Genomic DNA, 13,580 nt, shown 5'->3' with positions numbered 1-13,580 from the left:
GCGGCCGGGACGCTGCCGGCGGTGTGTCCTTCGGGCGGTGGGCGCAGCCCGAAAGACACACCGGCGCCGACGGCGCCTACAGGTGCGACGTGTCGTTGACCAGCCGCACGGCCGCGCCGCCGTCGGGATAGAACTCGGCGATGCTCAGCGACGCGAGGTCCAGGTGCAGGCGGTACAGCAGCGACGGCCCCGCGTCGAGCGCCATCTGCAGCAGTGTCTTGATCGGCGTGACGTGGGAGACGACGAGCACGTTCGCCCCGCCGTACTCCGCGACCAGATCGTCGCGGACGGTGGCGAGACGGCCGCGGACCTCGTCGAAGCTCTCCCCACCCGGCGGGCGCACCGACGTGTCCCCCAGCCAGCGCCGGTGCAGATCGGGATCGCGCTGCGCCGCCTCGAGGAAGGTCAGCCCCTCCCACTTGCCGAAGTCGGTCTCGATGAGGCCCTCGTGCACCGTCACGGGCAGACCGAGCGCCGACGCCGCGGCATCGGCGGTCTCCCGGGCCCGCCCGAGCGGCGACGACACCACCGCGGCGACGTTGCCGCGCTCGCCGATGCGACGCGCGGCCGCGCGGGCCTGCGCACGGCCCAGTTCCGTCAGCGGCGGGTTGCCGCGGCCGGAGTAGCGGCGCTCCACCGACAGCGGGGTCTGCCCGTGCCGCAGCAGCAGCATCCGGGTGGGCGTGCCGACAGCGCCGGTCCAGCCGGGCGATTTCACCGGTGGGGCCGCCGATTCCGGTGTGGGAGAAGCAGATTCGGAACCCGAAGCAACCGACGCGGCGGCGTCCATCGCCTCGTTGGCGAGCCGGTCGGCGTAGGCGTTCTCCGCGCGTGGCACCCAGGTGAACTCGACCCGCGAGAATCCCCGGGCCAGCTCGCGGGCGCGGGCGGCGAGCGGAATCATGTCCGGGTGCTTGATCTTCCATCGGCCCGACATCTGCTCGACGACGAGCTTGGAATCCATCCGGACGTCGACCTCGTCGGCCCCGAGTTCGGCGGCGGCGGTCAATCCGGCGATCAGGCCCTGGTATTCGGCCACGTTGTTGGTGGCGCGGCCGATGCTCGCGCTGCGCTCGGCCAGCACCGCCTCATGGTCGGCGCCGAAGACCACCGCACCGTAGCCGGCGGGGCCCGGGTTGCCGCGCGAGCCGCCGTCGGCCTCGACAACTACCCGGCTCAAATCCCGGATTCCTTGGTACGCACCAGGATCGCGTTGCACTCGGGGCAACGTACGAGGGTCTCGGGGGCGGCGGCGGCGATGCGAGCGATCTCGCCGCGGTCGAGCTCGAGGCGGCATGCGCCGCACCGGCGCGCCTGCAGCAGGGCCGCGCCGATGCCCGTCTTCGTCCGCTGCGCCTCGTACTGGTCGACCAGCTCGGCCGGGAAGGCCTCCACGAGTGCCGCGCGGTCGCTCAGGCACCGCTGCTCGGCGACCTCGATGTCGGCGAGCGTCTCGTCGCGCAGGCGGACCGCGTCGGCGAGTTCCTCGTCGACGCTCGACAACCGCGCGCCGGCGTGGTCGTGATCGGCCTTGGATGCCTCCCGGCGTTCCATGACCTCGAGCAGCTCGTCCTCGAGCAGGGCCTGCCGGCGTTCGAGGCTGGTCAGCTCGTGCTGGAGTTCGGACAGCTGCTTGGCGCCCACGCCGCCGGCGGCGAGGAGCTTGCGGTCGCGATCCTCCCGCTGGCGGACCGCCTCGACCTCCCCCTCGAGCTTGCGAATGTCGCGGTCGAGGTCGTCGAGGATGATCTCGACAGCGACGGCGGCGTCCCGGCGCGCGGTGCGTTCCGCCTCGAGCCGCTCGACCTCCTGCTGTTCGGGCAGGGTGCGGCGCCGGTGCGCCAGGCGGGTCACCTCGGTGTCCACAGCGGCGAGGGCCAGGAGCTTGGACTGCACGGCGGGTTCGACGTTCACTCGGCGGGTTCCTGCTTTCGGCGACGAGATCAAGGGGGGTGGTAGCTGCCTACCGTACCGCGCGGCCGGTCACGGGGAACCCGGACCTACCGGGCTGCGGTGGTCCAGGGATCGGTGCGCAGCGCGCTGACGCGGGTCGACCAGCCGTCGCGGTCGGCGAACACGTCGTCGAGCACACCCTTCGCCTGGGCGCACCACGGGTACTCGCTGGCCCAGTGCGCGACGTCGACAAGCGCGGGGCCGCCGGCGCGCAGGTGCTCGTCGGCGGGATGGTGCCGCAGGTCCGCGGTGACGTAGGCATCGACGCCGAGCCGGCCGACGGTGCCGAGGAAGGAGTCGCCGGAGCCGCCGCACACCGCAACGGTGCGGATCATCCGGTCGGGGTCGCCGGCACCGCGCACCCCCCACTCGGTGGCCGGCAGTGCGGCCGCGACCCGCTCGGTGAACTCGCGCAGCGTCTGCGGCGCCGGGAGTTCTCCGACCCGGCCGAGACCTCGGGAGCCGGGCAGAGCGGCGAGTTCGAGCACGTCGAACGCGGGTTCCTCGTACGGGTGCGCCGCGCGCAGGGCAGCAAGCACCCGGCCGCGCACCGATCGCGGGGCCACGACCTCGATGCGGTCCTCGGCCAGGCGTTCGAGTTCGCCGACGGTGCCGACCGCCGGATCCGCCCCGGCCTCGGGACGGAACTGTCCGGTCCCGGAGGTGGTCCAGGAGCACTCGCGGTAGTTCCCGAGCCGGCCCGCACCGGCGTCGAACAGGGCGGCGCGCAGCGTCTCGGCCGAGTCGGCGGGCACGAGGACCACCCACTTGTCGACCGCCGGTTCGGGCTTGGGTTCGATCGGCCGCAGGCCGGTCAGGCCGAGCGCCTGTGCCAGCGCATCGGACACGCCCGGGTCGGCACGGTCGGCGTTGGTGTGGGCGGTGAACAGCGCGCAGCCGCCTCGGATGAGCCGGTGGATCAGGGCGCCCTTCGGGGTGTGCGCGCCGACGGTGTCGACGCCGCGCAGCAGCAGCGGGTGGTGCACGAGGAGCAACTGCGCACCCCAGGCCAGGGCTTCGTCGACGACGGCGGCGGTCGCGTCGACCGCGAGCAGGACCCTGCTCACGGGCTCGGAGGGATCACCGGCGACCAGCCCGACGGAGTCCCACGACTCGGCCAGCGACGGCGGATAGGCCGTCTCGAGCACGTCGATCACCTCGCGCAGCGTCACCGCCGTCACCGCTCCTCCTTCGTCGTCTCCCGGGTGCTGCCCGAGACCCTACGCGGCGGGCTTCGCCGGGAGCCGGGACAATGGGGACGTGACGACTCTCGCCGACCTGCATCCACTGCTGCTGCCCGCACCCGTCGTGCTGTTCGACCTCGACGGCACCCTCACGGACTCGGCGGCGGGCGTGCTCGACGGGTTCCGGCATGCGCTCGCCACGGTGGGCGTTCCGGAACCGGCGCACGACGAGCCACAGCGGGTCCTCGGTCCGCCGATGATCGACACACTGCGCGGGCTCGGTCTCGACGAACAGCAGGTGGATCGGGCGCTGACCGCGTACGTCGAGCGCTACGACGCGCGCGGCTGGGCGGAGAACTCCGTGTTCGACGGGGTGGCGGCGATGCTCGAGCGGGTGCGCGACGCCGGGAGCCGGCTCGCCGTCGCGACGTCGAAGAACCAGGGCTTCGCCGTCCGCATCCTCGAGCACTTCGGGCTGGCCGCCCACTTCGAGTTCATCGGCGGCGCGAGCGACGACGGGAGCCGGCGGGCGAAGTCGGACGTGATCGCGCACAGTCTGGCCTCGCTCGGGGTGGACCCGGTCGCCGCGGAGGACGGCGGCACCGCGGGCGTGGTCATGGTCGGCGACCGCGAGCACGACGTGACGGGCGCGGCGCGGTGGGGTATTCCGACGGTGTTCGTCGAGTGGGGGTACGGCGCCGACGACGAGGCGGCCGTCGCCCACCGGTCCACGGCGAGCGTCGACGAACTGACGAGGGTGCTGACCGGTGACCGCTGAGCGCCTGCACGTGACGTTCGTGTGCACCGGCAACATCTGCCGGTCGCCGATGGCCGAGAAGATCTTCGCCGAGCACCTCCGCCGGGCCGGTCTCTCCGAGCGCGTGCGGGTCACCAGCGCCGGCACCGGCGACTGGCACGCCGGCGAGGATGCGGATCCACGCACCACGGACCTGTTGCGGCGGCACGGCTACCCGACCGGGCACTGCGCCCGGCGCGTGACCGACGAGCAGCTCGCCGCCGATCTGGTGGTCGCACTGGACGCCGGCCACGACCGGGTGCTCGCGCAGCTCGGGGTGCCCGCCGAGCGCCGGGTGCTGCTGCGCAGCTTCGACCCGGACGCCGAGGGCGAGTCGGTACCGGATCCGTACTACGGCGACCGGCACGAGTTCGAACTGGTCCGGCGGCAGATCGAGGCGGCGATCCCGGGCCTGCTCGACTGGGTGCGACGGCAATGAGGCCCGCGTCACCGGTTACCGTGGTTACGTGCGACGACTGACGTTCCTGCTCCGCCCGAGCTGGCTGGTGCTGGCCCTGGTGGTGGGCGGCTTCGCCTACGCGTGCTTCACAGTGCTCGCGCCGTGGCAGCTCGGCAAGAACACCACCACCGAGGAGCGCAACGACCGGATCACCGCCTCGCTGGCCACGGACCCCGTGCCGGTGGAGGAGCTGCTGACCGGTGCCGCGCCGGCACCGGAGGACGAGTGGCGGCGCGTCGTCGCGACCGGGTCCTACCTCCCGGATTCGGACCTGCTGGTGCGGTTGCGCAGCGTCGAGTCCTCCCCCGCCTACGAGGTGCTCACGCCGTTCCGGCTTGCCGACGGCCGCACCGTCCTGGTGAACCGTGGATACGTGCGCCCGGAGCGGGGCACCGAGATCCCCGGGTTCGCCCCGGCACCGGCCGGTCCGGTGACCGTCGACGCCCGCCTGCGGATGTCCGAGGGGACCGCCGAGGGCAAGACCCCGTTCCGCGACGCCGGCCACACCCAGGTCTACTCGATCGACCCTGCGCAGATCGCGGCGTTCACCGGCCTGGAGCTGACGGGCGGATACCTGCAGCTGTCCGAGAACCAGGCCGGGGGGCTGGGCACGATCCCGTTGCCGCAGCTCGACGCCGGCCCCTACCTGTCGTACGGGCTGCAGTGGGTGGCGTTCGGGATCATGGCGCCGCTGGGCCTGGGGTACTTCGTATGGGCGGAGCTGCGCGAGCGCCGCAAGCGGAAGGACCCGGCGCCGGCCGCCGCCCCCGAGGCCGAACCGGTGCCCGCTCCGGTGGAGCGCAGCACCGAAGACAAGCTCGCCGACCGTTACGGCCGGTCCCGTTGAGCCACCCAGGCGAGGAGCCCGCGATGCACGCGACGATCGACGACTACCTGGCCGACAAGGATGCCGCCGCCGTCGACATGTTCTGCCGGCTCCGCACGCTCGTGCTGGGCCTCGGCGACGACGTCGAGGAGCAGGTCCGCACCGCCGAGGTGCGGTGGGGGCGCGGTCGCGTGTTCGCGGCGGCATTCGTCTATTCGTCGCGGCTCGAGATCGCGATCGACCTGCCGCGGCGGGTCCATCACCCGCAGCTGCGGGAGGCCTTCCCGACCACCGGAAAGGTGACGACCCACCGGTTGAGCATCGCCACCCCGGATCAGCTCGACGACGGCGTCGTCGCGTTGCTGGCGGAGGCGTACGCCACGGTCGGCGCAAGCACCCGATAGCAGGTTCCGCAGGGCGGTGAGCCGCGACGGGCGTCAGACGTAGAGCTGCTCGATCCGGTCGGCGAAATTGTCGACCACCAGCTTGCGGCGCAGCTTCATGCTGGGCGTCAGATCCCCCGCCTCGATGGACAGCTCCCGGTCGAGGACCGTGAACTTCTTGATCTGCTCCCAGCGGTTGAGCCGGTCGTTGAGCCGGTCGATGCAGCCGGCGATCAGCTCGCGGGTCCGCTCGTCCCGGGCGATCTCACCGAACTCCCTGCCGGCCATGCCGTTCTTGTCCGCCCACTCCGTGATCGCCTCGGCATCGAGACCGACGAGGGCGACGCAGTAGGGCCGGCTCTCGCCGTACACGACGATCTCGCTGGCATAGGGGCAGATGCCCTTGAAGGTGGCGGAGATCGCGGACGGCGCGACGTACTTGCCCTGGCTGGTCTTGAACAGATCCTTCTTGCGGTCCGTGATCCGCAGGAACCCGTCGGCGTCGAGTTCCCCGATGTCGCCGGTGTGGAACCAGCCGTCGGGTTCGAGGGCCTCTGCGGTGGCATCGGGCCGCTCGTGGTAGCCGTCCATGACGCCCGGCCCGCGCAGCAGTACCTCCCCGTCGCCGGCGATCCGCACCTCCGTGCCCGGGAAGGGCCAGCCGACGGTGCCGAGCCGGTACGCGTACGGGCGGTTGATGAACGACGCTGCGGACGTCTCGGTCAGGCCGTACCCCTCGAGGATGATGATGCCGGCCGCGTCGAACCACTGCGCCACGGCACGGTCGAGCGGGGCCGCCGCCGAGACGAAGAACCGCAGGCGACCGCCGAAACGCTCCTTGATGGTGGAGAACACGAGACGGTCGGCGAGCCGATACCGGAGCCGGTCGAGGCGAGAGGGTGCGCGGTCCTCCTGCCGGGCCTGCGAGACACGCAGTCCGACGCCGAGGGCCCAGTCGAAGATCTTCTTCTTCGCCCCGCCCTCCTCGGCGATCATCGCCTCGATGCGGGCGTGTGCCTTCTCGAAGATGCGCGGCGCCGCGCCCATGAAGGTGGGATGCACGACGGCGAGGTTCTCGACGATCTTCTCGACGCGGCCGTCGATCACGGTGGTGAAACCGATCTGCAGGGGCAGCGCCAGCATGACCTTGCCGAAGGCGTGCGACAGCGGCAGCCAGAGGAAGTTCAGATCGTCGGGTCCCAGGATGTTCACCGCGTCGACGGCCGCAGCCGTGTACGTCCACCCCGAGTGCGGCAGCAGCACGCCCTTCGGCTTCCCGGTGGTGCCGGAGGTGTACATGATGCTGGCCAACTGTTCGGGCCGGATCGCGTCGACCCGGTCGGCGACGACGCGGGGCGACTCGGCAAGCAGTTTCCGGCCCCTGTCCTCCAGGTCGGCGAGGCTGATGACCCAGTCCCCGTCGCCCTCGCCGTCGATGACCACCACGGTCCGCACCTTCGGCAGGTCGGCGCGGTGGGCGACGAGCTTGTCGACCTGGGTCCGGTCCTCCGCGATCACGACGCCGCTGCCCGAATTGGCGACGATGAAGGCGACGTCGGGGGCGTTGGTCGTGGGGTAGATCGTGGTGGTCGCGGCACCGGCGCACATCACCGCGAAGTCGGCGAGCACCCATTCGTACCGGGTCGACGACGCGACCGCGACCGGATCCTGAGGCTGGACCCCCAGGGCGATCAGGCCCGCGGCGAGCGTGTCGACCCGCTCGCCCACCTGCCTCCAGGTCACGCTCTCCCAGCCGTCACCCTTCGGATACCGGAAGGCCTCGGCCTCGGGAGTCGCCGCAACCCGGTCGACGAACAGCCGGGCCACCGACGGCGCCCGGTTGTCGAGCTTCGAAGAGTCCACCGGTTCGTCCGCCACCCGCAGCGCAGCCATGCGCCGAGTGTAGGACTGTCCCGGTCTCCGACCTGGGCGGTTGCGCAAACGAGGGCACCCCCGGTCACCGACGCCGGGCAGGTACCCGCGGGAGTCGTAGCGCGACAACGTAGCCGACGGTCGACATGACCGCCATGGCGCCGACGGCGAAGGTCAGGGCCCGGTTCCTGGCGTCGGCGTTGATCCGCACGAGCTCGTCGGCAGCGGGACCCCCGACGCCCCGTGCCGCGAGGTTGGCACCGACCTGGTCGTCGCTCAGCGCGGTGACCTGGACCTGCTGGTCTACCGTCTGCTGGACGAGCTGCTTCTCCGCGGCGTTCAGCACGGCGCTGTCGTCCACCCCCGACTGGAACGAGGAGACCAGCGCCGTCGTCAGGAACGCACCGGCCAGTGCCACTCCGAGTGAGCTCCCGAGGTAGTTGATGCTCCGCGACAGGCCCGTCACGTCGCTCACCTCCTCCGCCGGCGGCGTCGACTGGATCAGGTCGGTCAGCGTCATCGTCATGCCCTGGCCGACACCGAGGAGGAAGAGCCCCGGCGCGAGCGCCAGGCCCGTCGCGGTCTGCCCCGTCTCGCGCGGGTCGAACATGGCGGCGACCGCGACGCAGCCCGCGATCATGAACAGGAACGACCACAGCTGGGCGGTCCGATGAGTCATTCGGCGGCCGGCGACGAGCCGGGCCGCCGCCGAGGCGGCGACGATCAGCCCCAGCGTCACGGGCAGCATGGCAAGGCCGCTCCACAGCGCGTCGAAACCCAGCGTCGTCTGCAGGAAGACCGGCACCAGGAACAGGACACCCGCGGTCACCAGCGCCTGCATCGCCAGGGTCTCCGAGCCGGCCCGCGTCGTCCGATTTCGCAGCACCGCGATCCGCACCAGCGGATCTCGACCGTTCGTGACGAGGTGGCGCTCCCACGCGGCGAACGCGACCAGGACCACCAGCCCGGCGCCGCCCAGTACGAGCACGGGCGACACCCCGCCCCGTTCGAGCACCGTGTACCCGAGCACCTCGAAGTCCTGCCGGGCCCGGACCAGGCCGTACCTGCCGGCCAGCAGCGTCCCGACGACGAGGAGCCCGAATCCGGTCGCGGACAGCACCGCTCCCAGGACGTCGAACCGGCGATCCTCCGCCGGAACGCTGCGTCGCCCCGGTTCGGCGACCCGGCGCATGAGGAGCAGCACGACAACCGTCACCACGGTTCCCATGAGGAACGACACCCGCCAGCTCAGGAAACTGGTGATCACGCCACCGACGATGGGGCCTGCCGCCGCGGCAACCCCGCCGACCGTCCCGATCGTCGACAACGCCCTCGTCCGCGTGGCGCCGGTCAGGGCGTCGGTGAGCAGGGCAAGCATGGCCGGGATCATGAGCGCCACGCCGATCCCCTGGAGCAGGGACCAGCCGACCAACATGAAGACGATACTCGGGCCGACGGCAGTGATGAGCGTGCCGAGCCCGAAGATCTGCGCGCCCAGGACGAAGGTTCGTCGGTAGCCGAGACGGCCTCCGAGCTTGCTGCTCGTGATCAGGAACGCGGCGATGACGAGGGAGTACAGCGAGATCGCCGACTGTACGGCGGTCAGAGTGGTCTGCAGATCCGCGACTATGGCCGACATGGCCACGTTCATGGCGGTCGAGTTGTAGACCATCAGGAAGTTCTGGACCGCAAGGGGGAGGAACAGGGCTCCGGCGACGCCCGGTCCCGGTGTGCCGGTCCTTCCGCCGCCGTTCACGTCGGCATGGGCGACGACCCTGATGCCGCCGCGCCCGCGCGGACACCGACTGCTGCCGCGGCCGCGGCGGACACAACGGAAAGGGCGATGCCCGGAAAAGCGGGTGCCACCCCGGCGGACGACGTTGCGGTACCACGAAGTCGCACGACGAGCCTCGATTCTGCCCGTGGCCGGTGGCATCACGACCGGCCCGTGAGTTCGACGGTACGACCTCCGGACGGCCCGACGGCGAGAATCGGCGACGTGCCTGGTTCCGCCGTTCGACGACGATCTCGCGACTCCGTTCAGTCTGGGCCACAACAGGTCCGAAGGGTCGAGCCGGGAGTGGTCGGTCAGGCGGTGTGCTGATCGGAGACACCCGGCCGGCGCTGCCGGCTCCCCGAGCGGCCATCGGCGGTACGTATCCGCGAAGGTGGAGGATAGAAGTCCCACAGACGCGTCACATCTCATCGATGCCCACTCCCGTCTGCGAAAGCGCAGACCTGTCTCAGGCAGATGGAACGTGATGGACGAGGTAAGCGGTGCGATCCGATTCCCGGCCGCGTTCACCGCGATCGAGAACCATTTCACATGGAAGCTCCAGACCGACGACGGCCGGACCGGCTTCGTCCGGATGGCCGAGGACTACGCGCGGCGACACCACACCCGGCTCGATCTGCCGGCGTTGCGCGCGTTCGCCGATCTGCGTAACGCCCGCAACGCCCACTCGCGTCTTTCGGATTCGACGATCCGCTCCGCTCGGTCCTCGAGGAGATCCGCCGGCACCACTACTCGCAGTTTCCCATCTGCGACGACCGCACCTACCGCGGTCTGCTGACCACCAACTGCATCGCACGCTGGCTCGCACACCGCCTGGCCACCGACGAGATCGTCGAAGGCGAGACCGTGGGCGCGGCACCGGAGTTCGTCGAGCCCCACGATCGAGCCATCCATCTGTCCCCCAAGACGACCGTGCCGCAGGCCCTCAAGAAGCTCTCCCCACCCGCCGACGGCGGACTCCCGCCGACCGCCTTGATCATCACGCACAGCGGCAAGCCCCACGAGAGCCCACTGTCCCTCGTCGTCGCGGACGACCTGCCGGTCCTGGTCGCCGCGATGAGCGCGGGAACATAACTGGGCACATTGCCGATACTCCTGTCGACGGCGGCAACTCGATTCCGACCGGGAGGTCCCCGTGAGACCCGGCGAAGTGCGGCTCGGCCAAGGAGTCTGGTGGGCCGAGGAATATTGGCGGGTGATGGGCGTCTACGACGACGGCAGACTGCTGCGCCTGGCGAGACCGACGCACTTCGAGGACGGCAGCTTCTCGTTCACCGAAAACGTGGTCAACGACGTACCCCGTCGAGTTCGTCTCGCCCCCCGACTCGCGTGGACCGGCTGGACATAGCAGGCGACGACAGCGCCACTCCGGGTCACGAAGAGGGAATCGTGAGATCACTCTGCCCAACGGCATCGTCATCGAGGACGACGACCCATCCGCTGCCGCGGCCGCTGCCCTCGCGGGCCTCGCACCCGTCGTTGACGATGCCGGCCCCGCCCCGAATGACGTCCCGGACGAAGAATCCGCCGGTTGCTCGGAGGACGCGGCACTCGAAGCCCTGCACATCGTGCGTGCTCGACCGAAGCCGGTGACCGCCACGTACCTCGCCAGGAGATTGGGCATCACCCCGGAGGACGCCCTGGAACGACTCGCGATGCTTGTCGTGATGGGCCGGGTCGAGCAACTGTCCGACGGCATCTACCGCCCGATCGACAACGTCAACGACGTCGACGAGAGCGAGCCTCGGGACACCGCGGCGATGAATGCCGGCACCCCGGCCGAGGAGTCCGAGACGGTGCCCTCCGCGGAACCCGACCCCTTCGATGCGATCATGACTTTCAGGCGTGAGGTGCAAGCCCTGCTACCGACCCGACGTGACCGCGAGACCTACGACCTGTTCGTCTCCCGACGCAAGCGTTTGTCGAGTGCACGTGCCGCTGCGCTGCTCGAGCTGTCCCATCGTCGGGCGATACAGGCTCGGCTCGACGACGACCGCGACCGGCAAACCTTCGAGTTGTTCGTCGAGAACGACGCCTTCCAGTCGGAGGGCACGGTCGCCGGTTCGCCCTTCATCACCCGCCGTGAGGCCGAGGACCGGCTGCAAAGACTGGTCGCGCGCGGAGTCATCGGACGCAAACCAACTGGCTACGGGACCTACAACCGCTACTACGCCATCGACTGACTTTCTCCGAGTAGGCGAACAGTGCTGGACTGCATCCTTCGGGCGCTCATAGACGGTCGGTAACAACGCCACCAGCAGCTTCTGCGACATCCCTGGTTGTCGAGGATCTGCGCCGACCGGTCCGCCGAGGAGCCCATAGCTCCCGATCACCGCGGCGAGGAATTCACTGTGCAGGTCCTGGCTCGCCGAGAACGGCTGCATGGTGCCGCCTGCGCCTGCTGCAGGGTCTCGGACTCTTCGAGCCGGTCCCGAATGTAGGTGACGACGTTGCGCACGGTCGAGTCGGGGTGGTCACCGGAGCAGGCACTGCGGGACCGGCGCATACCCGAGGGGGCGACGAACGAGCGGCACTCGTTACCCGCCGGAACGATTCGAGGATCGGGTCGGGCCGGTCGGCGCAGCGCCGGACGGCTGCCGGGCCGTGTAGTCCGTACGCTGTGCCGTCCATCCGGCCTCACTGCGGAGCGGCTGAGAGGGCGGGGAAGACCACGCGGTAGACCGACGGAACGGCACCTCCGGGCGTCAGTCGCCGGTCCCTCCGAACTCGGGAGGGGTGTCGCGGTAGGTAAAAGGTTCCAACGTCACCATTGCGCCGGTGCCTTCGTCACCGTCGACGAGTTGGGCCGCCGTGGCTCGGAATTCCACGCCGACGGTCCTCACGTACCCGTCCGCCTCCCACTGCCCGACCCTCCACCGCAAGTAGTCCCGCAGATCGTCCAAGCTCGCGAAGAACGTCACCGACTTGGGTGCGAGAACCACGCCGTCCTGCCGCCACGACTCTTCCAGGCCGTAGTAGCCGCGGGTGTGGCCGGCCCAGACCTCGTCGAGGGACACAATCAATTCACTGGGATCGCGTATCGGAACAGGACGCCATCCGTCCTTCGCGGGCTTGCCCTCGAGCACACGATCGGGTGCGCCACTGAGCGTCACGAGGGCCTGCATCTCGGCATCCGGCAGTTCGCGGAACGCCGCGGGGCCGTTGACTGCATTCGAGCTCTCCAGGGGCGTCCCCGCTTTTCGCTCGTGCACCGGGAACGCCGGCGTCAGCCAGTGGATGGGCTGCAAGTAGATTCTGCGAACGCCGGGCTCCCCAGTCAGCTTGGTGACCGTGCAGAACCCGACCACGGACTTCGAATCGGTCTGATAGGCCGCCACCACGTCCCCGGCCGTCACTTCTTCGGCGAGATGCTTGGACACCTCACCCGACAGCGTCGAGTAGTCCCCGCCCCACTCGACAGGTGCACCTCGACTGAACACGCCCCGTAGCCAGTCACCGTAATACCCGGACGGCCCGCCTTCCGCGGCGTTGCACTTGTAGAGCCAGAACCCCATCTCTACCTCTCCCGGTGACCGCAACAGACCGAAGCTGGGCCTTCCCAGTCCGGGGTAACCTCGCGAACTCCGCCTACCCGTTTCTGTGCCTTTCAAAAGCGGCGGGTCCTCGATTGGGAGAATCGGCCGCCGGTGGCTGGTGCCGCCCGCACAATCGCAACCACGGAGCTGGACGGTAATGACCTCGGAAGGCTGCGCCGAGTCGCGGACCCACTCAGTGTCCCGACGTCAGAAGCAGGTGATTTCACGCCCTGGCTTGCCGAGAACATCGACCTCCCGGCTGAGTAGCTCGAGAGGCCGTTGACGGTCGTGTCCACACAGGTCGCTGTCGGCGAATTCTGCTTCGACATCCAGGCGGAGGACGACAACGGCCGCACCGTCGTCATCGAGAAACCAACTCGAGCGAACCGATCACGGGCACCTGGGCAGAGCCTGATGTACGCAGCCGGCTTCGACGCCGCGGCCATCGTTTGGGTATCGACACGGTCGGTGAAGATCACCGAAGCGCGCTCGACTGGCTCAACGAACGCACTGACAGCTCGGTCGGCTGTTCGACGACGACCTCGAGGCGGTCGCGAGCGCCCCCTCGGAGGCGCGAGCTCGGGCGAATGTGGGCAAAAGCCCTTCCGGCGGTGAGGTACCGGACCCTGAACAGGCTGCTGGGCAGCGTGGGTTGCAGCAGCTGCTCGACGGCACCTATGACATCCCCGGCGTCGTGCGTACGCGCTACGGGGATACCCGTCACCATCCTCCAGGTCGGCCTCACCCAGGTGAGTGCGCTCCTTCCACCCAGGGC

Annotated in this window: 14 protein-coding genes; 8 read left to right on the top strand and 6 right to left on the bottom strand. The window is 70.0% G+C overall.

Features of this window, described 5'->3' with window-relative positions:
* Window positions 1-76: 76 nt before the first annotated feature.
* The 3 genes from A4U64_RS08980 to A4U64_RS08970 form a co-directional block, all read right to left on the bottom strand.
* On the bottom strand, window positions 77-1,180 hold the full coding sequence (locus tag A4U64_RS08980; RefSeq protein ID WP_006947709.1) for a bifunctional RNase H/acid phosphatase: 1,104 nt from the start codon (window positions 1,178-1,180) through the stop codon (window positions 77-79).
* Window positions 1,177-1,914, bottom strand: coding sequence for a zinc ribbon domain-containing protein (locus tag A4U64_RS08975; protein WP_065922471.1), 738 nt, complete (start codon window positions 1,912-1,914; stop codon window positions 1,177-1,179). Before A4U64_RS08975 ends, A4U64_RS08980 begins: the two co-directional genes overlap by 4 nt.
* Window positions 1,915-2,000: 86 nt before the next feature.
* Complete coding sequence (locus A4U64_RS08970) at window positions 2,001-3,134, bottom strand: Nif3-like dinuclear metal center hexameric protein (protein WP_006947706.1); 1,134 nt, start codon at window positions 3,132-3,134, stop codon at window positions 2,001-2,003.
* A gap of 79 nt (window positions 3,135-3,213) precedes the next feature.
* On the opposite strand from A4U64_RS08970, the gene A4U64_RS08965 reads away from it, so the two are divergent.
* The 4 genes from A4U64_RS08965 to A4U64_RS08950 are packed head-to-tail and all read left to right on the top strand — an operon-like array spanning window position 3,214 to window position 5,623.
* Window positions 3,214-3,915, top strand: a complete 702-nt coding sequence (locus A4U64_RS08965) for an HAD hydrolase-like protein (RefSeq protein ID WP_006947703.1) — start codon at window positions 3,214-3,216, stop codon at window positions 3,913-3,915.
* 49 nt (window positions 3,916-3,964) lie between these two features.
* Window positions 3,965-4,372, top strand: coding sequence for a low molecular weight protein-tyrosine-phosphatase (locus tag A4U64_RS08960; protein WP_232334196.1), 408 nt, complete (start codon window positions 3,965-3,967; stop codon window positions 4,370-4,372).
* Window positions 4,373-4,400: 28 nt separating this feature from the next.
* On the top strand, window positions 4,401-5,240 hold the full coding sequence (locus A4U64_RS08955) for an SURF1 family cytochrome oxidase biogenesis protein (RefSeq protein WP_006947694.1): 840 nt from the start codon (window positions 4,401-4,403) through the stop codon (window positions 5,238-5,240).
* 23 nt (window positions 5,241-5,263) lie between these two features.
* On the top strand, window positions 5,264-5,623 hold the full coding sequence (locus A4U64_RS08950; protein ID WP_006947692.1) for a DUF5655 domain-containing protein: 360 nt from the start codon (window positions 5,264-5,266) through the stop codon (window positions 5,621-5,623).
* Window positions 5,624-5,656: 33 nt separating this feature from the next.
* Here A4U64_RS08950 and A4U64_RS08945 read toward each other — a convergent pair whose 3' ends face one another.
* Window positions 5,657-7,495 carry an AMP-dependent synthetase/ligase gene (locus A4U64_RS08945; protein WP_006947691.1) on the bottom strand — a complete coding sequence of 613 codons (1,839 nt, stop codon included), beginning with the start codon at window positions 7,493-7,495 and terminating at the stop codon, window positions 5,657-5,659.
* 64 nt (window positions 7,496-7,559) lie between these two features.
* Entirely contained in the window at window positions 7,560-9,230 is a 1,671-nt protein-coding gene (locus tag A4U64_RS08940) for an MFS transporter (protein ID WP_006947690.1), read from the bottom strand.
* Between the two features lie 505 nt (window positions 9,231-9,735).
* Between A4U64_RS08940 and A4U64_RS28745 the strand changes: the two genes are divergently transcribed.
* The 4 genes from A4U64_RS28745 to A4U64_RS28475 all read left to right on the top strand — a co-directional run bounded on the left by A4U64_RS28745 (window position 9,736) and on the right by A4U64_RS28475 (window position 11,452).
* A complete protein-coding gene (locus tag A4U64_RS28745; protein ID WP_006947688.1) occupies window positions 9,736-10,047 on the top strand; it encodes a hypothetical protein in 312 nt (103 codons plus the stop codon).
* Entirely contained in the window at window positions 9,984-10,343 is a 360-nt protein-coding gene (locus A4U64_RS28740; RefSeq protein WP_232334195.1) for a hypothetical protein, read from the top strand. Before A4U64_RS28745 ends, A4U64_RS28740 begins: the two co-directional genes overlap by 64 nt.
* A 61-nt stretch (window positions 10,344-10,404) precedes the next feature.
* Window positions 10,405-10,617, top strand: coding sequence for a hypothetical protein (locus A4U64_RS08925; protein ID WP_231772735.1), 213 nt, complete (start codon window positions 10,405-10,407; stop codon window positions 10,615-10,617).
* A gap of 241 nt (window positions 10,618-10,858) precedes the next feature.
* Window positions 10,859-11,452 (top strand): hypothetical protein, encoded by a 594-nt coding sequence (locus A4U64_RS28475; protein ID WP_185713552.1) that lies wholly within the window; start codon window positions 10,859-10,861, stop codon window positions 11,450-11,452.
* Window positions 11,453-11,974: 522 nt separating this feature from the next.
* Here the strand turns inward: A4U64_RS28475 and A4U64_RS08920 are convergent.
* Window positions 11,975-12,784 (bottom strand): hypothetical protein, encoded by an 810-nt coding sequence (locus tag A4U64_RS08920; protein WP_006947676.1) that lies wholly within the window; start codon window positions 12,782-12,784, stop codon window positions 11,975-11,977.
* Between the last annotated feature and the right edge of the window lie 796 nt (window positions 12,785-13,580).

The sequence above is a fragment of the Rhodococcus sp. WB1 genome, from assembly GCF_001700945.1.
GTDB classification, from domain to species: domain Bacteria; phylum Actinomycetota; class Actinomycetes; order Mycobacteriales; family Mycobacteriaceae; genus Rhodococcus; species Rhodococcus aetherivorans.
Note: the sequence above shows the minus strand (reverse complement) of the source record. Positions and strands in the feature narration are given on the sequence as shown.